At 66.7% G+C, this 20224-nt stretch carries 16 protein-coding genes and 1 pseudogene; 6 read left to right on the top strand and 11 right to left on the bottom strand.

The genetic code is table 11. From position 1 onward, the window contains the following. Nucleotides 1–66 precede the first annotated feature (66 nt). The 3 genes from V6W80_RS13755 to V6W80_RS13745 all read left to right on the top strand — a co-directional run bounded on the left by V6W80_RS13755 (nt 67) and on the right by V6W80_RS13745 (nt 3931). Nucleotides 67–1527, top strand: coding sequence for a DHA2 family efflux MFS transporter permease subunit (locus V6W80_RS13755; RefSeq protein WP_338544548.1), 1461 nt, complete (start codon nt 67–69; stop codon nt 1525–1527). Nucleotides 1528–1691: 164 nt separating this feature from the next. Further along, on the top strand, nt 1692–2978 hold the full coding sequence (gene fabF / locus V6W80_RS13750) for a beta-ketoacyl-ACP synthase II (RefSeq protein ID WP_338544547.1): 1287 nt from the start codon (nt 1692–1694) through the stop codon (nt 2976–2978). A 338-nt stretch (nt 2979–3316) separates the two neighbouring features. Further along, nucleotides 3317–3931 carry a TetR family transcriptional regulator gene (locus V6W80_RS13745; protein WP_173147902.1) on the top strand — a complete coding sequence of 205 codons (615 nt, stop codon included), beginning with the start codon at nt 3317–3319 and terminating at the stop codon, nt 3929–3931. Nucleotides 3932–4123: 192 nt separating this feature from the next. Here V6W80_RS13745 and V6W80_RS13740 read toward each other — a convergent pair. The 3 genes and pseudogenes from V6W80_RS13740 to V6W80_RS13730 form a co-directional block, all read right to left on the bottom strand. Continuing rightward, nucleotides 4124–5050: pseudogene (locus V6W80_RS13740) on the bottom strand (sugar ABC transporter substrate-binding protein). A gap of 46 nt (nt 5051–5096) precedes the next feature. Then, nucleotides 5097–5885 (bottom strand): TIM barrel protein, encoded by a 789-nt coding sequence (locus V6W80_RS13735; RefSeq protein ID WP_338544546.1) that lies wholly within the window; start codon nt 5883–5885, stop codon nt 5097–5099. A gap of 5 nt (nt 5886–5890) precedes the next feature. Next, on the bottom strand, nt 5891–6856 hold the full coding sequence (locus tag V6W80_RS13730) for a Gfo/Idh/MocA family oxidoreductase (RefSeq protein ID WP_338544545.1): 966 nt from the start codon (nt 6854–6856) through the stop codon (nt 5891–5893). A gap of 232 nt (nt 6857–7088) precedes the next feature. Between V6W80_RS13730 and V6W80_RS13725 the strand changes: the two genes are divergently transcribed. After that, nucleotides 7089–9074: a sigma-54-dependent Fis family transcriptional regulator gene (locus V6W80_RS13725; protein WP_338544544.1), complete on the top strand. Its 1986-nt coding sequence runs from the start codon at nt 7089–7091 to the stop codon at nt 9072–9074. A gap of 81 nt (nt 9075–9155) precedes the next feature. Here the strand turns inward: V6W80_RS13725 and V6W80_RS13720 are convergent, their stop codons facing one another. The 6 genes from V6W80_RS13720 to cydP form a co-directional block, all read right to left on the bottom strand. After that, nucleotides 9156–11117, bottom strand: coding sequence for a methyl-accepting chemotaxis protein (locus V6W80_RS13720; RefSeq protein ID WP_338544543.1), 1962 nt, complete (start codon nt 11115–11117; stop codon nt 9156–9158). 207 nt (nt 11118–11324) lie between these two features. Next, on the bottom strand, nt 11325–11621 hold the full coding sequence (locus V6W80_RS13715) for a cyd operon YbgE family protein (RefSeq protein ID WP_338547437.1): 297 nt from the start codon (nt 11619–11621) through the stop codon (nt 11325–11327). Further along, nucleotides 11608–11724 carry a cytochrome bd-I oxidase subunit CydX gene (cydX, locus tag V6W80_RS13710; RefSeq protein WP_007158843.1) on the bottom strand — a complete coding sequence of 39 codons (117 nt, stop codon included), beginning with the start codon at nt 11722–11724 and terminating at the stop codon, nt 11608–11610. Before cydX ends, V6W80_RS13715 begins: the two co-directional genes overlap by 14 nt. Nucleotides 11725–11749: 25 nt before the next feature. Beyond that, complete coding sequence (gene cydB / locus V6W80_RS13705; RefSeq protein WP_338544542.1) at nt 11750–12889, bottom strand: cytochrome d ubiquinol oxidase subunit II; 1140 nt, start codon at nt 12887–12889, stop codon at nt 11750–11752. 10 nt (nt 12890–12899) lie between these two features. Then, nucleotides 12900–14513 carry a cytochrome ubiquinol oxidase subunit I gene (locus V6W80_RS13700; protein WP_338544541.1) on the bottom strand — a complete coding sequence of 538 codons (1614 nt, stop codon included), beginning with the start codon at nt 14511–14513 and terminating at the stop codon, nt 12900–12902. Between the two features lie 33 nt (nt 14514–14546). Continuing rightward, nucleotides 14547–14690, bottom strand: a complete 144-nt coding sequence (gene cydP, locus V6W80_RS13695) for a cytochrome oxidase putative small subunit CydP (RefSeq protein ID WP_017641416.1) — start codon at nt 14688–14690, stop codon at nt 14547–14549. A 259-nt stretch (nt 14691–14949) separates the two neighbouring features. Between cydP and V6W80_RS13690 the strand changes: the two genes are divergently transcribed. Together V6W80_RS13690 and V6W80_RS13685 are read left to right on the top strand one after the other, a co-directional pair. Continuing rightward, the gene (locus V6W80_RS13690; RefSeq protein ID WP_160922747.1) at nt 14950–15210 is read left to right on the top strand and encodes a hypothetical protein; all 261 of its coding nucleotides are present in this window, start codon (nt 14950–14952) and stop codon (nt 15208–15210) included. A gap of 65 nt (nt 15211–15275) precedes the next feature. Then, nucleotides 15276–16277 (top strand): membrane dipeptidase, encoded by a 1002-nt coding sequence (locus V6W80_RS13685; protein ID WP_338544540.1) that lies wholly within the window; start codon nt 15276–15278, stop codon nt 16275–16277. A gap of 35 nt (nt 16278–16312) precedes the next feature. Here the strand turns inward: V6W80_RS13685 and V6W80_RS13680 are convergent, their stop codons facing one another. Both V6W80_RS13680 and V6W80_RS13675 read right to left on the bottom strand, forming a co-directional pair. Beyond that, nucleotides 16313–17452 carry an NAD(P)/FAD-dependent oxidoreductase gene (locus tag V6W80_RS13680; protein ID WP_178121400.1) on the bottom strand — a complete coding sequence of 380 codons (1140 nt, stop codon included), beginning with the start codon at nt 17450–17452 and terminating at the stop codon, nt 16313–16315. A 244-nt stretch (nt 17453–17696) separates the two neighbouring features. Beyond that, nucleotides 17697–20165, bottom strand: a complete 2469-nt coding sequence (locus tag V6W80_RS13675; RefSeq protein WP_338544539.1) for a PAS domain-containing protein — start codon at nt 20163–20165, stop codon at nt 17697–17699. Nucleotides 20166–20224: the final 59 nt, after the last annotated feature.

Here is a 20224-nt window from a genome sequence, read left to right as displayed (position 1 = left end):
CGCGCCAACCTGCGGGCCACCTCCCTTGCAGGACACGCCCTTGAGTCCAATGAGCGAAGACATCCCATGACCCACCTGGACAGCACCCGTACCGACGTGCCACCGGCCCCCGGCGAAAATGCATCGACAGGTGTGGCGGCCGGTACGCCGTCACCCTGGCCGGTGTTCTGGGTAGCCGCCATCGCGGTATTTCTCGTAGCCATGGATGGCACCATGCTGTTCGCGGCGTTCAGCGCCCTGCGGGCCGGGTTCGCGGACGCGACGCCGGCAGATCTTTCCTGGGTACTCAACGCCTACACGGTGGTCTACGCGGCCATGCTCATTCCGTCCGGTGGCTTGGCGGACCGGCATGGACGCAAGAAGGTATTCCTTGCCGGGGTCTGGCTGTTCGTGGGAGCGTCCGTTGCGTGCGGCTTGTCAGGGAGCGTGGAGTGGCTGGTGGCGGCAAGGGTGCTGCAAGCCATGGGCGCTGCCTTGCTCACGCCCGCGTCGCTGTCGCTGGTGCTGGCTGCCTTTCCGGTCACCAAACGCGCGGTGGCGGTAAGCCTATGGGGGGCGGTGGGGGGCCTGGCCGCGGCTGTCGGTCCCAACCTGGGCTCCTTCGTCGTTGCCTCGCTCGGTTGGCAGTGGGCGTTCTACCTGAATGTACCCCTGGGCCTCTTCGCGCTCTGGCGCGGAGCGAGGATGCTGACGGAGACGAAGCAACAGACCGAGGGGCGACCGCTGGACCTGGTGGGCATGGGCTTGCTGGTGGTGGGCATCGGTGCCCTGGCGTTATCCCTCGTGCAGTCCGACTCTCCGGCCTGGTCACGGCAGGCGCTGCTGGGCGCACTGGGCATCGGGCTGGCGTGCCTGATCGGATTCGTGGTCTGGGCGCGCTTCACCGCCGCCCCTTTGGTGGATCTGCGCCTCTTTCACAACCGCACCTACAGCTACGTCAATCTCGCGACCCTGAGCTTCGGCATCGCGTTTTCTATGATGTTCTTCGCCTTCTTCTTCTACATGAGCGCGATCTGGAAGTACCCGCTGCCCCTGGCCGGTCTGGCCATGATGCCGGGACCGCTGTTGGTGGTACCCACCGCTGCACTGTCGGGCCGGGTAGCGAGCCGTTATGGCCACCGCCCGCTGCTGTTGATCGGGTGCCTGGTCTATGCCATGAGCGGCCTGTGGTTCCTCCTGGTTCCAGGGCTCGAACCCGCCTATCTGACACAGTGGCTGCCGGGCATGGTGCTCAGTGGCGTGGGCGTCGGCCTGGTGCTGCCCTCGCTGGCGGGCGCAGCGGTCAGTCGCCTGGCCGCCGATCACTACGCCGTGGGCGGTGCCATCAACCAGGCCATCCGCCAGATCGGATCGGTCATGGGCGTGGCCTTGACCGTCCTGCTCCTCGGCAGTCCCAACCTGCAACGCGCTGACTTCGATTCCGTTTATCTGTGCCATATCGGTTTGGCGCTACTCACTGCAGCTCTCTGTATCCCGGTCAACACGCTGCCTGCGGCCGCACCTGTCCGCAATCCAGATAAGCGCTAGGTAACCTGGAGGTGGATCGTGCGAAAGGCATTCAGATACCGCCTCGGAGACCTTCAGCTGTCATCTCCCTAACAGGAGCATCGGGCATACGCGCCTTGATCGGGCGCGAACAAGACACGAGGCCGCCCGCAGGCGCTTCGTCCATCGAGAGAAGAGGTAATGCAATGCAAGGCAACGACAGAACACGCATCGTGGTCACCGGCGTGGGTACCGTCAGTCCACTGGGATGCGGTACCGAGGCCGTCTGGGCGCGGCTGCTGGCCGGTCGCTCGGGACTGAGCCTGTTGCCGGCCGAGGTCAGCGACGGGGTGGGCAGTCTCATCGCCGGTCAGGTACCGAGCCGCGCCGAAGATCCGGAAGCGGGCTACGACCCCCTGGTGGCCATCGCCGCCAAGGACCTGAAGAAGATGGATTGCTTCATCGAGTTTGCTCTGGTGGCGGCCAAGGAAGCGCTCGACCAGGCCGGCTGGCAGCCGATCAGCGAGGTGCAACGGGAGCGGACGGCGACCATCATCGCGTCCGGGGTCGGCGGTTTCGGTGCCATCGCCGAGGCGGTACGGACCACTGATGCGCGCGGCCCACGGCGGCTCTCGCCGTTCACCGCACCCTCGTTCCTGGCCAATATGGCGGCAGGCAACGTTTCCATCCAGTACGGCTTCCGCGGTCCGCTGGGCGCGCCGATCACCGCCTGCGCCGCCGGTGTCCAGGCCATCGGCGACGCCGCCCGGCTGATCCGCAGCGGCGAGGCCGACATCGCCCTCTGCGGCGGGGCGGAGGCGGCGATCAATCGTGTGAGCCTGGGCAGCTTCGCCGTAGCCCGCGCCCTGTCCACGGGATTCAACGAGCGTCCGCAGGAGGCTTCGCGTCCCTTCGACAGTGATCGCGACGGCTTCGTCATGGCCGAGGGCGCGGGGTTGTTGGTGATCGAGACGTTGGAGCATGCCTTGGCACGGGGCGCCACACCCCTGGCCGAGTTGGTGGGCTATGGCACCAGTGCCGATGCCTACCACCTCACCGCCGGCCCGGAGGATGGCAGCGGTGCCCGCCGCGCCATGACGCAGGCGCTGCGCCAGGCCGGTATCGACGCGACCCAGGTCCAGCACATCAACGCCCACGCCACCTCCACCCAGGTGGGCGACAAGGGCGAGCTGGCGGCCATCCGTGCGGTGTTTGGCGACGCGTCCTCAGTCGCCATCACCTCGACCAAGTCGAGCACCGGGCATCTGTTGGGCGCCGCGGGCGGCATCGAGGCCATCTTCACCGTGCTCGCCCTGCGTGACCAGGTCGTGCCGCCGACGCTGAATCTGCACCATCCGGATCCGGCTGCCGAAGGCCTGAACCTCGTTGCCCTGCAGGCACGGCAGATACCGATTGAGTACGCGCTGTCGAATGGATTCGGTTTCGGTGGGGTGAACGCCAGCGTGCTGTTCAGGCGTTGGATGGGGAGCTGATAGTTGCTGAACGTGCTTGCACGGGTGGCCCGGCCGGCCACGCGCGCGGCGGTGCACATGATTTTTGGACTCGCGTAGCGGTAGGAACGGCGTTTCCCTGCGTCGTTTCAGATAAGAAATGAGTCCACCAGGAAGAGAAGGCTCTCTTCCTGTTTTTCTCCAGCCGCTGTCCAAAACCTGACTGGGCAGCCGGCACCCACGTAGCTCCCAGGAATGACGAGTGCGCATCGATGTAAGTGCCGAAGAGATGCGCTAGGTAAGCATACATGCAAGAATGTTTGTAAAAGGCCGGCGAAACGTTAGACTGCCAAAACAGACGCCTTTGAAACGAGATAGCGATGCGCCGTACAAAAGAAGACGCTGAGCAGACACGCCAGACCATTCTGGATGCAGCCGAGGCGTTGTTTCTCACCAATGGTGTTTCACGCACCAGCCTCGAAATGATCGCCAGAGAGTGCGGGCTCACGCGAGGAGCGGTGTATTGGCATTTCAGGGACAAGGCGCAGCTGGTCCACGAGATGCTCAATCGCATCCGCATTCCGCTTGACGAAGTCACCCAGCAGCTGAGTATGGATGGGGAGGGCGATTGCCTGATGAGGCTGTACGAACTGTGCGTCGAGTGCATGGAGAAATTCGTTCAGCCGGGACGGGAGCGTCGTGTCATGACCATCCTGATGCACCGTTGCGAATTCACTCAGGAACTGCAGGAAGTCGAACAGCGGGAAAATGCCCTGACCCGTGAATTCGTGGCGCTCGTCGAGCGCCTCTTCGATGGCCAACGGCAGCGCCTGCAGGTCGCGGTGACGCCGAGAAGTGCCAGCCTACAGCTGCATAGCCTGTTTTGCGGCACGCTGGCTGGCATCCTTCGTGACCAGGACATCTTCGCGCCGCTCATGGATGTACGGCTGATCTTCACCCTCTACTTCAGGTCGCTGGTGAAAGACTGGCCCTGAAGGTGGGCGAGCGGCGCCAGTGGCGCAAGGGACCGGCACTGACGCCTTGCTCCCACTGGACGCGGTACTGAGCTGTCCCGGGCGTCGGTTTTCAGCCTTCAGGGGCGCTCCTGCAGGGCGATCGCTCTTTTCCGGCAGCGACCCGCACAATTTCGGGACGCTACGCCGTTCAGGCCGGTGCGCTCCCGGTCGCTACTTAAAACGAGCGGTGTAATCCGCCAGGTTGCCGGGCGTGATCAGCTCGTACGGCACCCAGACATCCGCCTGGACCGGTTCCTTGCGGATCATCCTGAGCGCGGATTGCACCGCCTATACGGCCTGGCCGCGGGGGTCCTGGAACACCGAGGCTGCCAGCAGTCCGCGCTTGATGGCCGCCTGACCATCGGGCAGACCATCCACCCCCACCACCGGAACCTGACCCTTGCCCATTCCGGCCTGTTGCAGCGCCATGGCGGCGCCGATGGCCATCTCGTCGTTGTTGGCGACGATGGCGTCGAAATGGGTCCCGGCAGTCAGCCAGTTGCTGGTCAGGTCCATGCCCTTGCTGCGGTCCCAGTCCGCGTTCTGCTGGGCGATCACCTTGATGCCGGGATAGGCCTTGAGCGCTTCCTTGAGACCTTCGGAGCGGCCGCGGGTGGCGTTCTGGGTCAGCTCGCCCATGATCAGGGCGATGTTGCCCTTGCCGTTCAGCTGCTTGGCGATGAACTGCCCCTGCAACTGTCCGGCCTGCAGGTCGTCCGAGGCCACGGCGACCACCCCAGCGGGCAGCTTGGGATCGTCCGGGCGCCGGTTGACGTACACCAGTGGAACCTTGGCCGTGGTGGCGGCGCGGGTAATGTTGACGGTGGCGGCGGTGTCCACCGGCAGCACGATCACGGCGTCCACGTTCTGCGCCAGGAAGCTCTGCACCTGGTTCAGCTGGCGAACGACGTCGCCCTGGGCATCCTCGAATTGCAGGCTGATCTTTTCCGCCTTGCCCGCCTCTTCCAGATTGCGGCGGACATAGGTCATGAAGTTGTCGTCGACCTTGGCGATGCTGACCCCGATACGGTAGTCGGCGAGGGCCAGGGGCGTCAGGGCGAAGGCGAAGGCGGCGCACAGCAGGTTGCGAAGCAGCATGTTCAGTTCCTCTTGTTGTTATGCGAGCGGAAACATCTAGCGGGGACTACAGGGTGAAGGCCGTTCTGAAGCGCTCCAACGCACGCTCGGTATCACCTTCGGCAGCCCAGCCTTCGAGGCCGACCACACCGCGATAGCCGAGCCTGGCGAGGGCCCGGGCAATGGCCGGGTAGTGAATCTCGCCGGTCCCCGGCTCGCAGCGCCCCGGGACATCGGCTACCTGGATCTCGCCAATGGCCGACCCGGCCCGACGGATCAGCTCGATCAGGTTCCCTTCGCCGATCTGGGCATGGTAGAGGTCCAGGTTGAGCCGCAGGTAGGGACTGGCCACCGCCTCGATCAGGGCCAGGGTGTCTTCGGCGCGGGCGAAGGGCACGCCGGGATGGTCCACCGCGGTATTGAGGTTCTCCAGCAGGAAGACCCGGCCGGCGGACTCGCCCAGGCGGGCGATCTCGGCGAGGGCGTCACGCGCCGCCAGCCAGTGATGGCCGCTCACCTCGGCCAGCGGCTTGACCGGCAGGCCGCGTGGGTCCAGGCCGGTGCCATGCAGATTGAGCGAAGGGCAGGCCAGGCGCTCGGCCACGGCCAGGGATTCCCGGGCACTGGCCAGCAGGGCGGCACGGCCTTCGGCGCTCACCAGGTCGCCTGAGACATAGCCGGTCATGGAGGTGAAGCGCGCGCCGGTGGCCGCCAGGGCGTCGATGTCGTGGCGCGTCCAGTCCCAGATCTCCACGGCGAAGCCCAGGGCGTGCAGGCGGCGGACCCGCTCGACGAAGGGCAGGTCGAGAAAGACCATTTCGGCGCTGACGGCCAGGATGAAGGGCGATGAGGTCATGGGCTTCACTCCGCGACGGCGACCGGCTGGCCGGTCTGCACCGATTCGATGGCGGCCAGGGCGATGGCCAGCGCCGCCCGGGCATCGTGGCCGCCCACCGGCACCGGGGTGCCTTCGCGCACGGCATCGACGAAGGCGCGCAGCTCGGCCAGGTAGGCGTCGCGCAGCAATTCGGCGTCGGAGCGCTGGGTGGTCTGGCTGATGCCTTCGGCGCCGTAGCAGACCAACTCGCTGGTCCGGGCGTCCCCGGCGGTCAGCATGCCCGCGCTGCCGAACACCTCGCCGCGCACGTCGTAGCCGTACACCGCCTGGAAGCTGGCCTCGGCGGTGGCGATGGCGCCGTTGTCGTAGCGAATGGTCACCACGGCGGTGTCCAGTAGGCCGCGGTCACGGAAATCGGGGCGCACCAGGGCGTCGGCCACTGCGTAGACCTGCACGGCGCGGGCGCCCGGATTGAAGAAGTTGAGGGTGTCGAAGTCGTGGATCAGGGTCTCGAGGAAGATGGTCCAGGGTTTCACCGCCGCCGGATCGTGCAGCGCCGGATCGCGGGTGAGGGAGCGCAGCAGTTGCGGTGTGCCGATCCGCCCCTGGACGATCAGCTCCCGTGCGTTGCGGAAGCTGGTGGCGAATCGCCGGTTGAAGCCCACCTGAAGGGCAACGCCAGCCTCCGCGCAGGCGGCGATGGCCCGGTCGGCCTCTTCCAGGGTCACGGCCATGGGTTTTTCGCAGAACACCGGCTTGCCGGCGCGGGCGGCGGCCACCACCAGTTCGGCATGGCTGCGGGCCGGGGCGACGATGACCACGGCCTCGACGGCGGGATCCTCGATCAACGCCTGGGGGTCGCTGTGGATATGGGCGACATCCAGGGTCTCGCCAAGCCGGGCAGCGGCACCGGGCGCCGGATCGGCCAGGGCGACCAGCCGCGCGCCATGCAGGTGCCGGGCGAGGGCGGTGGCATGGAAGGTACCCATGCGACCGGTACCGATGAGGCCGAGGGCGAGGGGGGGGTCGTCTGGGGCATGAGGCGTTCTCGTGTGGTTGTTATAGGCGTGGGCGATGCGCCCGACAGGGAGGGAGCAACCGCCATGCCAGGGCAGGAAAGGCAGCCAGGTCGCGGGCTGCAGGACTTGCCAGTCCGCTTTGATGTCTATAAAAAAGACATGTCCAGCTGGACATGTCCAAAGGGTGGACGAGGAGCCGAAGATGCAGGAGCAGGTAGCCCCCATCGAACTGACGCGGGAATTGCGATTCGTCAGCGAGCTGCAGCGGCCGCCGGTCGCCGAAGGTGTCCAGCGCGAGCTGGATGCCGCCTGGACGGACTGCCTGGCAGGGGCCACTGAACTGGTCGCGGTGCGGCCGGTGATCCGGGCGTCCTGGCTGCGCAGCCGCGCGGCGGGCATCGTCGCGGAGGAATTCCACTACGAGTTCGTCGAGTCGCAGGAACTGGCCCGCCGGCTGCAGCGGCAGCGCGAGCTGCTGGACATCGCCGCGCCGGTCATGGCCGAGCTGTTGCGCTACAACCCGGACGGGCACCTCAACCTGGCGGATGCCGAGGGCGTGACCCTGGCCGCCTGCGGGCTGGATCTCACCCCGCTGGGCAGTCGCCTGCTGGAGTCGGTGCAGGGCACCAACTGCACCGGCCTGGCCCTGCGCGAGCAGCGGCTGGTGTTCGTCCTAGCGGGCGAGAATTTCAAGCGCGAGCTGCGCGAACGGCGGATGCACTGCGCCTCGGCACCGGTCCGCGACACCCAGGGACGGCTGCTCGGCGCCCTGACCCTCACCGCGGCGGTGGGCAACTTCCACTGCCATACCCTGGGCACGGTCCAGGCCGCGGCCGATGCGATCTCCCGCCAGCTGGCGCTCACCGCGCTGCTGGACGAGCAGCAGCGGGTGCTGGAGGTCCTCAACGAAGGCGTCATCCTGCTCGACGACGACCGCTGCATCCGTAGCCTGAACGGCTATGCGCGGCGCCTGCTGCAGCTCGACGATCCACAGCGGGGGCGCCCCTTCGCCAGCCTCATCACCCAGGACACCGACCTCGACCTCTGGCTGGATCGTCGCTGGGAACGCCAGGACCGCGACCTCACCCTGTTGCTACCAGACGGCAGCGGTTTGCCGTGCCTGGCCTCCGCCGCGCCCATCGCCCAGGGCGGCTGGGTGCTGTCGCTGCGAGAGAACCGCCGCATCCGCGAGATCACCCGCCAGCTGCTGGGCACCCGGGCGCGTTACAGCTTCAGCGATATCCAGGGTCGCTCGCCAGCCTTGCAGAACGCCTTGCGCGTGGCTCAAGCAGCCAGCCACAGCGAAGCCACGGTGCTGGTACTGGGAGAAAGCGGGGTAGGCAAGGAGCTGTTCGCCCAGGCGATCCATAACGCCAGCGCCCGGCGGCATGGGCCCTTCGTCGCGGTGAATTGCGGCGCCATCCCGCGCGACCTGGTGCAGAGCGAGCTGTTCGGCCACGTCGAGGGGGCCTTCACCGGGGCTGCTCGTGGCGGTGCGGCGGGAAAGTTCGAGCTGGCCGATGGCGGCACGCTGTTTCTCGACGAGATCGGCGACATGCCCCTTGAGGCCCAGGCGAGCCTGCTCCGGGTGCTGCAGGAGGGCGAGGTGACCCGGATCGGTGCCAAGAAGGCCCAGGCGGTGGACGTCCGCGTCATCGCGGCCACCCATCGCGATCTGGCCCAAGCCGTGACCGGCGGGAGCTTCCGTGGGGATGTCTTCTATCGCCTCAACGTGCTTCCCCTGCAGGTACCGCCATTGCGGGAGCGTCGCGAAGACATTCCGCTGCTGGTGGCTACTCTGCTCAAGGCGCTGAGCCGTCACCTGGAACGGCCACCGCCGGCCATCGCGGACGAAGCGCTGACGTTGCTGCTGGCCCATAGCTGGCCCGGCAACGTGCGGGAGCTGGAGAACGTCATCGAGCGGGCGGTCAATCTGGCCCAGGGGCCGCTCATACAGCCGGGAGACCTGCCACCTTCGATGGTCGCCAACACGCTGTCCACGGATACCGAGGGCGAGCGCCTCACCCCCCTTGAAGCGGGGCAGCGGGACCTGATCCGTGCCACCTTGCAGCAGACCCGCGGCAACCTTCGTCAAACCGCGACCCGGCTCGGGATCTCGCGCGCCGGGCTTTATGTGAAGCTGCGCCGCTACGCCTTGAATCCGGCGGATTTCCGGCCAGGACGCTGAAATCCGGCAGCGCCAAACTGCAGCGAGCCACGTTCTGGCGAGCGCGTCCTGGCCTGCCGCTCGCTGGCAGCCCCGGCAGCTTCAGGCCACCCGGAAACGGCCGACCAGCGCTTGTTGCTGTTCGGCCAGACGGGCCAGTTCGCGACTGGTGACGGCGGTCTGTTCGGCGCCGGCGCTGACCTGGATCACCAGGTCGTTGATGTCGTTGACGTTGCGGCTGATCTCTTCGGCGACCTGGCTCTGCTGTTCGGCGGCCGAGGCCACCTGGATGTTGCGGTCGTTGATCAGGGTCACGCCCTCGGCGATCTCGCCGAGCAGCTCGCCGGCGCGGACCACGTTGCTGGCGCCGGTCTGCACCTGGCTCAGGGTCTCCTGCATGGCCTGGGTGGCACGGTCGGAGCCGCTTTGTAGGTGGCTGATCATCTGCTGGATGCTGCCGGTGGATTGCTGGGTCTTCTGGGCCAGGGAGCGTACCTCGTCGGCCACCACGGCGAAGCCACGCCCGGCTTCGCCGGCGCGCGCGGCCTCGATGGCGGCGTTGAGGGCCAGCAGGTTGGTCTGCTCGGCGATGCCGCGGATCACGTCCAGCACCGAGGAGATGGCATCGCTCTCCTGCTTGAGTTCGGCGATGATCTCCGAGGTCCGTTCGGCCTGCACCGACAGCCCCTGAACCAGGCCGATGGTGGCTTGCAATTCGCGGCGGCCCTGGCTGGTGTTGCCCTCGACCTGACGCGAGCCTTCGGCCGCCTCGGTGGTACTGCGGGCGACGTCCTTGACCGTGGCGCTCATCTCGGCGATGGCGGTAGCCACCTGGTCGGTCCCCAGACGCTGCTGGGCGACGTTCTGGCTGGTCTGGATGGCGACCGCCGACGCCTCTTCGGCGGCGGTGGCGACCTGCACGGTGGCGGCGCCGATCTCCTGGATGACCTGGCCGAGCTCCTGGCTCATCAGGTTGAGGTTGCCGGTGATGGTGCCGAACTCGTCCTTGCCCTGGTAGGCGCAGCGGGCGGTGAGGTCCCGGGTGGCCAGGCGGGTGAGGGTGCCGTTGACCTGTTCGACCGCCTGCTTGATGTTGCGAATGATCACCCAGGCCAGCGCCGAGACGGCCACCAGCACCAGCAGCACCAGGCCGAGGGTGGTCCAGAGATCGCGACTGGCGCCCGCACGGGCCTGTTCGGCCTGGGCGCCGACGCTGGCACCCAGGTCCGCTTCCACCTGGCCCATCAGGTCGATACGTTGGGTGGCCAGGTTGAACCAGTCCTCCGGCTTGACGCCCAGGGCATCGCCCAGCGGCACGGTAAAGGCCAGCTGTTGCAGGCGGGTGACTTCCAGGGCGCTGGGCTGCTTGAAGGTGTCGTCGAGCTGGCGGATGAATTCAGGCGTGGCCTTGCGCTGGAAGGCGTCGGCGTAGGCGGAGAATTCGCCCAGGTTGCGGGCGAAGCGCGACAGCAGACCGGCGTCGAAGCGATTCTGGTTGAAGGCCAAGCCCAGCAGTACGCGCTCGCGGCCGGCGCGTTCCTTCATCTCGACGAAGAGATTGAGGGCGCCCAGGGCGCGCAGGATTTCAGGATCATCAACACCCGCTTCGAGGGCATGGGTGTAGCCGATCAGCGCCTTGATCAGGTCGGTGTAGGCCGCGCCGGACTGGGTGCTGTTGAGCGCCAGGCCATCGACCTTGCCGCGCAGGTCACGCAGGGTGTCCAAGGCGCGCATGGCGGTCTGGATGGCGGCGTCGTTACCGGTGGCCAACGCACGTAGGTTGTTCTGTGCCTTATCGCTATCTTCGCGGAAGGTCTTGAGCTTGTCCTGCATCGACTTGCCACCACTGCCGAGGAACACGCCGCTGGCACCGCGCTCGCGCTGCAGGCTGGTGACCAAGGCACTGACGCGCTCGGCCGTGGCACTGGCGGTCACGGTGTGCTCCATGTTCTTGAGCGTTTCGTAGCGATCGGCGGTGTAGAGGCCCGAGATCACCAGGAAGCCGGCCAGGGGCAGGAGCAGGATCAGCAGGAGTTTGGTACTGAGGGGGGCGTTCCTGAGCATCGTGAAAGTCTCCGAGGCGGTCAGCGGGTGCGCCGACGACAAGGTGAGGAGCCGGCGAGTCGATTCCGAATATGTCGGCACCTGCAGACGAACCTTTATCGTCAGATTATTTTTGGTGCGAGCGTGGGGGTGAGATGCACTGCCAGGCGATAAACCTGGTGGTCTGAGCTGCGTCCGGGAATGCCGGACGCTATCGTCAGACTTCAATCAGCCCAGCTGTGCCCTGATGAGCAGGGCGTAGCCCAACACCAGCAGCGGCCAGCCCACCACTGGCCCGAACACCAGGCGCCACAGCCACAGGCGCGGCATGAAGCCCACGCCGTGGACCAGCCCAGCCGAGACGCCGAGCATCACCGCCATCAGCAACGGATGGCTGTAGTGGCCGCTGGCGTCGAGCATCAGCCCCGGGTGGATCAACAGCAGCAGCGCCAGGGGCGCCGCCAGCAGCAGGGACAGCGTCCGCCCCAGTGGGTGGACGCGGGGCAGGGGGTCAGCACTCGGCATCGTCATGGACATCGAGCTCCCGGGTGCTTTCCAGCCAGAGGGCGTTGATGATGCCGAAGCTCGCGGCGAGCAGGACACCGAGGATCCAGGTGAAGTACCACATGGCATGTCTCCTTGAGGGGGGCTGATCAGTAGAGGCCGTGGGGGTTGGCGTCGATGAAGCGGTCGTCGACCTTGCCCCACATGCGCACGTAGCTCCACAGGGTGTAGGCCAGGATGAGCGGCACGAAAATGGCCGCGGCGGCGAACATGATGCCCAGCGTCTTGTGGCTGGAGACGGCGTCCCAGATGGTCAGGCTCGAGGCTGGGTCCAGGCTCGACGGCAGCACGAAGGGAAACAGCGCGCAGCCGGCGGTAGCGAGGGTGCCAACGATGGCCAGGGAGGTGCCGGTGAAGGCCAGGCCGGCCTGACGCCAGCTGCTGCCGAGCAGCGCCAGGACGCTGCCGAGCGCGGCCAGCACCGGGGCGAGCAGGGTCAGCGGCTGGGTATGGTAGTTGGCCAGCCAGCCCGGATTGCCGGCGGTCACCACCTTGTGCAGCGGATTCAGGGCGCTGCCTGGATCGCCCTGGCTGACCAGCACGTAGCCGTCGAAGCCGTAGGCCAGCCAGACACCGGCCAGGCCGAAGGTGACGAGATGGAGCAGGGCGCACAGGCCGGTGGCCCGGCGGGCGCGCTCGCCCAGGGCGTGGTGGGTGCGCAGCATCAGCCAGCTGCCGCCATGGGCGCAGAGCATGGCCAGGCTGACCAGGCCGCTGAGCAGGGCGAAGGGGTTGAGCAGGGCGAAGAAGCTGCCGCTGTAGGTGGATCTCAGGGTGTCGTCGAGCTGGAAGGGTACGCCCTGGAAGAGATTGCCGAAGGCCACGCCGAATACCAGGGCCGGCACCAGGCTACCGGTGAACAGGCCCCAGTCCCAGGCATTGCGCCAGCGGGTGTTGTCGAGCTTGCTGCGGTAGTCGAAGCCCACCGGACGCAGGAACAGGGCGAAGAGCACCAGTAGCAGTGCCCAATAGAGCCCGGAGAAGGCGGTGGCATAGACCATCGGCCAGGCGGCGAAGAGGGCGCCGCCGGCGGTGATGAACCAGACCTGGTTGCCGTCCCAGTGCGGCGCGATGCTGTTAATGGCGGCGCGGCGTTCCTTGTCGGTCTTGCCGATCAGGGGCATCAGGATCATGGCGCCCATGTCGAAGCCGTCGGTGAGGGCGAAGCCGATCAGCAGGACGCCGATCAGCACCCACCAGGTGAGCTTGAGCACTTCGTAGTCGAACATGGCAGTCTCCTTAGGCGTTGGCCGGTGCGACGGGCTTGGCGGTGGCGGCCTGGCGCAGGGCGTCGCCGACCTGGGCAGCCCGTTCGTGGAAGTAGCGGCCGGTGTGCAGGCTGCTCGGGCCGAGGCGGGCGAAGCGGATCATCAGGTACATCTCCACGATCAGCAGCAGGGTGTAGAAGGTCACCAGGGCGCCGATGGAGCCCCACAGATCGGCCGGGGCCAGGGTCGAGGCCGACAGGTGGGTGGGCAGGACCTCGCTGATGGTCCAGGGCTGGCGACCGTGCTCGGCCACCCACCAGCCGGTCTGGGTGGCGATCCAGGGCAGCGGCAGGCTGAACAGGGCCCACTTCAGCAGCCAGGGCTTCTTGAGCTCGTTGCGCTGGGTCGAGGCCCAGAAGGCGCAGATGAACAGCGCCAGCATCAGCACGCCACTGGCGACCATGATGCGGAAGGTCCAGAACAGGCTGGCGACCCCAGGGATGGTGTCCCGCGCGGCCTGCCGGACCTGCTCGGGAGTGGCCGTGGCGGGATCGTTGACGTATTTCTTCAACAGCAGGCCATAGCCCAGGTCCTGCTTGTGGGCGTCGAAGGCGGCGCGGGTGGCGGCGGAGTCGTCGCCGGCGCGCAGTCGCTCCAGCAGGGCGTAGGCCTGGGCGCCATTGCGGACGCGGGCCTCGTATTGGCTGACCAGATCCTTGATGCCAGTCACCTGTTCGGTGGTGGAGCGGGTGGCGATCAGACCCATCAGATAGGGGATCTTCACCGCGTAGTCGGTGCGCATCTCCTGTTGATTGGGGATGCCGAACAGGGTGAAGGAGGCCGGGGCTGCCTCGGTGTTCCACTCGGCTTCGATGGCGGCCAGCTTGACCTTCTGTACCTCGCCCACGCGATAGCCGGATTCGTCGCCCAGCACGATCACCGAGATGACCGCGGCAGTACCGAAGGCGGCGGCCACGGCGAAGGAGCGCCGGGCGAAGCCGATGTCGCGGCCCTTGAGCAGGTAGTAGCTGGAGATGGCCAGCACGAAGATGGCGCCGGTGACGTAACCCGAGGCCACGGTGTGGACGAACTTCACCTGGGCCACGGGATTGAGCAGCAGGGCGCCGAAGTCGGCCAGCTCCATGCGCATGGTCACGTAGTTGAATTCGGCGCCGACCGGATTCTGCATCCAGCCATTGGCCACCAGGATCCACAGCGCGGAGAGATTCGAGCCCAGGGCCACCAGCCAGGTCACCAGCAGGTGCTGCCCTTTCGACAGCCGCTCCCAGCCAAAGAAGAACAGCCCGATCAGGGTCGACTCCAGGAAGAAGGCCATCAGGCCCTCGATGGCCAGGGGCGCGCCAAAGATGTCGCCGACATAGTGGGAGTAGTAGGCCCAGTTGGTGCCGAACTGGAACTCCATGGTCAGGCCGGTGGTGACGCCCAGGGCGAAGTTGATGCCGAACAGCTTGCCCCAGAACTGGGTCATGTCCTTGTAGACCTGTTTGCCGGTCATCACATAGACCGACTCCATGATCCCCAGGATCACCACCAGCCCCAGGGTCAGGGGCACGAAGATGAAGTGATACAGCGCGGTCATGCCGAATTGCAGGCGTGACAGGTCCACGACGGATTCCGAGATCATCCCGGCAATCTCCTCAAGCGAAGGGAAGGGGTACTAGTCCAGCAGGTGGGCGCTGACCGCCTGGGTGGCGTCGGGCGGGACCGTGGGGGCGCTGAACCAGAGGCTCTTGATCACCATCAGCAGCGCCAGCTTGATCAGCAGGATGACCAAGAGTTCTTTGACCAGGCGTCCGTTCATGGCGACCTCGCGAGCCGTGGCGCCCCTCCAGGGCGGAGTGGCGGCTGCATGCAGGATGCGCCTGCTGGCCCTGGGCAAAACTGATCCAGATCAATTGGCCAGTGGCCATCGCCTGGGGCAGGTTGTCGCAGCCGTTCAGGTCGGGTTCAGAGGCGTTAAGACAGCGTTAAGACGCCAGGGCGCAAGGTAGCACCGTGACTGACGCCGGACCGCTTCCGCGGTGACGCCAGCCCCCATGTTCAAGACCGGAGAATCCACCATGAACGTCTTCAACAAGATGGCCGCACTCGCCCTGCTCAGCACCGCCAGCTATACCGCCATGGCCGCCGAGATCAATGAAAGACGCGCCCAGGCGGCGCTGCAACCCAAGGCGGCGCACGCCGAGGTCGTGGCGGTTCAGCAGCAGGCATCGGCACGCTGGGACCAGGTGCTCGATCCCCAGGCCTATGGCCAGGCCGCGGTGCGCTATCAGGCGCGGGCCGTGGATCCGGCGTTGCTGCGAGGCGTGAACGTCGGCTAGCGCCGAGGCCGGCCCCAGTCTGCATGCTATGTTGAACCCCTCGAGACGTGTGGAGGGGGACGAAGATGCAGACTGTCGCGGCCATGGCAACAGGCCTCAAGCCGCTGCGCTGGGAGGCGCATGCCTGTCTGCCCCTGGTGCCGGGACAGGACATGTCTAGCTTGAGTCGCTATCGCGACGCCGGCTTCCATCATGTGTCGATCAATGTCGGCATGGACATGACGCCTTTCACGACGGTGCTGCAAACCCTCGCCGGCTTCCGTGCCTGGCTGGCCCGGCATGACGCGCACTTCCGTCTCGTCGGCGAGGTGGCCGACCTCCACCGGGCGCACGAACAGGGCAAACTGGCCGTTTCCTTCGATCTCGAAGGCTCGACCATGCTGCTCGACGACCCGGCGATGGTCGGGCTCTATGCCGCCCTCGGGGTACGCCAGATGCTGCTCGCCTACAACCGCGACAACGCCTGCGCCGGGGGTTGCCATGGTGAGGGCGGCGGTCTGACGACGCTGGGTCGCGCGGTGGTGGCGGCCGGCAATGCCGCGGGCATCACCCTCGACTGTTCCCATGCCAGCGAGCGTGCCAGCCTAGAGATCATGGCGGTCTCGACCCGGCCGGTGGTCTTCTCCCACACCAACATCAAGGCGCTCCATGATCATCCCCGGACGATCAGCGATCGGCAGATCCGCGCCTGCGCGGAACAGGATGGCGTGATCGGCCTGACCGGGCTAGGCATCTTTCTGGGTGATCCCGAGGCGTCGGTGGCCAGCTATATCCACCAGATCGACTACCTGGCGGAACGAGTCGGAACCCGGCATATCGGCATTGGACTGGATACCGAGTTGTGCGCTGCCGACCATGACCTTCCTGCGGGCGTCGACGCGGAAGACTGGTGGCCGACGCGTCATTATGGACAGCCTCACGGTCATACCCAGTTGCAACCCGAGGCGCTCCCTGAACTGGTACGCCAACTGGCGGGTCGGGGCTACGCCGCCGCTGACATCGACGCCATTCTGGGCGGGAATTTCTTGCGCATCGCGAGCCAGACCTGGCCGTCTGCGGTTACCTGAGTCCTGGTGCAGGGCGCTGTCCCAGGTCTCTTGGCCTAGACGTACTGCGCCGCCGCGTAGCCCGAAGCCCAGGCCCACTGGAAATTGAAGCCGCCTAGATGGCCGGTGACGTCCAGTACCTCGCCGATGAAGTACAGGCCTGGTGACTTGAGCGACTCCAGGGTCTTGGACGAGACCTCGCGAGTGTCGACGCCGCCCAGGGTGACCTCGGCGGTGCGATAGCCTTCGGTGCCCGCCGGGATCAGTTGCCAGTCGTGCAGCCGCGCCGCGATGGCCTTGAGTTCGTCGGGGGTGTACTGCTTCAAGGGCTTGGACTGGAACCAGCTGTCGGCGAGCAGGGTAGCCATCTTCTTGGTGAACAGCTCGCCCAGCAGCGTCTTGAGTTCGCTGTTGGGGCGCGCCTGGCGCTGCTCGGCGAGCCATTGCACCAGGTCGAGGTGGGGCAGCAGGTCGATGCTGAGGGTGTCGCCCGGTTGCCAGTAGGAGGAGATCTGCAGGATCGCCGGACCGCTCAGGCCACGGTGGGTGAACAGCAGATTCTCGACGAAACTCTGGCCATTGCAGCTGATCCGGCAGTCTTCCACCGCCGTGCCGGACAGGGCGCTGCAGAATTCCTTCAGCTGGGGATCGGTGATGGTGAAGGGCACCAGGCCGGCGCGGGTCGGCAGCAGCTGGTGGCCGAACTGGCGGGCGACCTGATAGCCGAAGCCGGTGGCGCCCAGGGTCGGGATCGACAGGCCGCCGGTGGCGATCACCAGGGATTCGCCGCGCACCGGGCCCAGGCTGGTCTGCAACTGATAGCCGCCTGGGTCGAGGCGGGTGATCTCCTGCACCGAGGTATCGAGGCGGATGTCGACGCCGCCCTGTTCGCACTCGTCCAGCAGCAGGGCGAGGATGTCGCTGGCCTTGTTGTCGCAGAACAGCTGGCCGAGCTTCTTCTCGTGGTAGGGCACGCCATGCTTGGCCACCAGGGCGATGAAATCCCACTGGGTGAAACGCGCCAGAGCCGATTTGCAGAAATGTGCATTCTGCGAGAGGAAGTTGGCCGGCTCGCAATAGAGGTTGGTGAAGTTGCAGCGGCCGCCCCCGGACATGAGGATCTTCTTGCCCGCCTTGTTGGCGTGATCGAGTACCAGCACCTGGCGCCCGCGCGCCGCGGCGCTCAGGGCGCACATCAAACCGGCCGCGCCGGCCCCGATGATGATGACCTGGGTATCGAACACTCTTGACTCCTTGCCTGCAGATAGGGGGCCACCGGCCCGCGGCGGCGCATGTTACCTGATCGCCCGCGCTGCAGGGGTGGCCGCTGTCGGCCCGCTCTGGTACTCCGTCGCGCCCGCTCCTGCGCGGTCGCTGCGCGCGGCGCAGGGCGGTCGTCACCTGAGCGTGGGCCAGTGCCTCAGCGTTGCCGGGACCGCGCTAGGTCGCCAGATGCGTCTCGGGCTCGGCCAGGATCCCCTGCAGGCGGCGCGACAAGGCTTCCGCCGAGTAGGGCTTGTGGAGCAACTCGAAGCCCTGGGCGCCATGGGTCGCCAGCACCTGGCTGTAGCCGGAGGTCAGCAGGATCGGCAGGTCGCGATAGAGGCGTCTGATCTCGATGGCCAGTTCGAGTCCGCTCATGCCGGGCATGACGACATCCGAGAAGACCACGTCGAACTGGCCTGGCTGGTCGGCGAGCAAGGCGAGGGCGCTCTCGGCAGTTACGGCCAGCACGGCGTGGTAGCCGAGATCGCTCAGCAGGTCGACGGCGAAGGTACCGACCTCGAGATTGTCCTCGACCACCAGGACGGTGATCCCGCCGCCGTCGGCCGTTGCCGTGGCGTCATTGAGGGATGACGGCTGCCCGGTCGTTGGGGCGACCGGCAGATAGAGGTGGAAGGTCGTCCCGCGGCCGATCTCGCTCGTGACCCGTACCTCGCCACCGGACTGCTTGATGAAACCGAACACCTGGCTCAGGCCGAGACCGGTGCCCTGGCCCACTCGCTTGGTGGTGAAGAAGGGCTCGAAGATCTGCTCCAGGTGCTCCCGGGCGATGCCGCTGCCGTTGTCCGTCAGGGCGATGGCCACCGCCGGCAGGGCGAGTTCGGGCTGCGCCGCGCTGGCCGGAATGCAGGCGACGGTGCTGACGCTGACGGTCAGGCGGCCGGCACCGCTCATGGCGTCGCGGGCGTTCACTGCGATGTTCACCAGGGCGGTATCGAACTGGCTGGGGTCGGCATAGACCAGGCAGGGATCGTCGCTCAGGTCGAGTTCGATGCCGACGTGCGAGCCGAGCAGGGTTTCCAGCATGTCGCTCATGGCCAGCACATTCTCCCGGGCGGAAAATACCTCGGGTGCCAGCGTCTGGCGGCGGGCGAAGGCCAGCAGCTGGCCGGTCAATCTGGCGGCGCGATCCACGGTGGTGGAGATCGCCTCCAGGTAGCGCTCGCGGCGGGCTTCGCTGAGGTTCGGGCGCTTGAGCAGGTCGCAGGAGGTACGGGCGACCGTGAGCAGGTTGTTGAAGTCATGGGCGACGCCGCCGGTGAGCTGGCCGATGGCTTCCATCTTCTGCGCCTGGCGCAGGGCCTCCTCGGCAGCCGCGAGATTCAGCGTCTGCTGGCGTTGCTGGGTCACGTCGCGCACGGTGGCGTAGATCAGTTCGCCACTGCGCGTGGCATTCCAGGAAAACCAGCGGTGGGAACCGTCGCGATGGCGGTAGCGATTTTCGAAGCCGACCAGCGCAATGCCCTGCGTGACGTCGCGGAACGCCTGACGCGTGGCAACGAGGTCGTCGGTATGGACAAAGGCCAGGAATGGCTGGGCCCTGAGTTCTTCGAGCGACCAGCCCAGGGTCAGCTGCCAGGCCGGATTGAGGTTGACGAAGAAGCCCTCGAGGTCCGCCACGCACAGTGGATCGGTCGAACAGTTCCAGATCTGATCGCGCTCGGCGGTGCGCTCCGAGATGCGCTGCTCCAGCTCGCTGTTGAGCGCGGCGATGGCTTCGGCTCGGGCCTGCTGCGCCTGCTGGGCGAGGATGCGGCTGCTGATGTCGCGGGAGATGCAGACGATCTTCACCTCGCCGGTGCCGGCCACCGCGAAAGGCGAGCAGGACACCTCCCACCAGCGTGGCTCGCCACGGGCGGTGGGGCAGAAGCCCTCGACCCGGGTGGTCTGGCCGTCGACGGCACGCTTGACGGCGTGGCGGATCTTCTCGACTTCCTCGTCCGGCCAGAGCGCCGCGTACTCGCGGCCCATCACCTGATTGACGGACTGCAGCTGGTTCAGCTCCAGGCCCTGGGTGTTCATGAACTCGATATGCCCGCCGGCGGAGAGCACCTTCACGCAATCCAGGCTGGCCTGGAGCAGGCTGCGGGAAAAGCCCTCGCTGTGCAGGACGTTGCGGGCGGCGAGGAAGCGGCGCTGGGCGCCGATCTCCAGCGCGATCATGCCGGCGAAGAGTTCGAAGGCGGCCAGTATCTCGGGGCTGCTCGGCGTGGCCGGTCGCGGATCGATGGCGCAGAGGGTGCCGAAGAAGCTGCCATCGTCCAGCACGATGGGGACCGAAATATAGCTGCGCAGGCCGTAGCGCCGGGGCGTGTGATGGTGACGGTAGCGGTCGTCCTGCGCGACGTCGTCGATCACCACCGGCTGGCGATGGTCGCGGATCTCGTCGCAGATGGTCGATTTGAGTTCCAGCTCGCCCCCGGGCTGGAGGCCGAAACCGATGAGATCGAGGGTGCTGCAGGCGATCCAGTGGTGGTCGGTCACCCGGGCGACGGCGGCGAAGCCCATGCCGGTCATCCGGCAGACCACGTCCAGGATCTTGGGCACCGCAGCGATCTCGGCGATGAGCTCGAGGTCCTGGGTCAGGGCGTACGAGGGGACTGGAGTCGAGGGGAGGCTGCTCATCGGGTCGCTCGTACGGTGCCCTACCCGGGCACGCAGGGAAGATGGCGAGCGACAAACTG

It is taken from the genome of Pseudomonas benzopyrenica (assembly GCF_036884265.1).
GTDB lineage: Bacteria > Pseudomonadota > Gammaproteobacteria > Pseudomonadales > Pseudomonadaceae > Chryseomonas > Chryseomonas benzopyrenica.
Note: the sequence above shows the minus strand (reverse complement) of the source record. Positions and strands in the feature narration are given on the sequence as shown.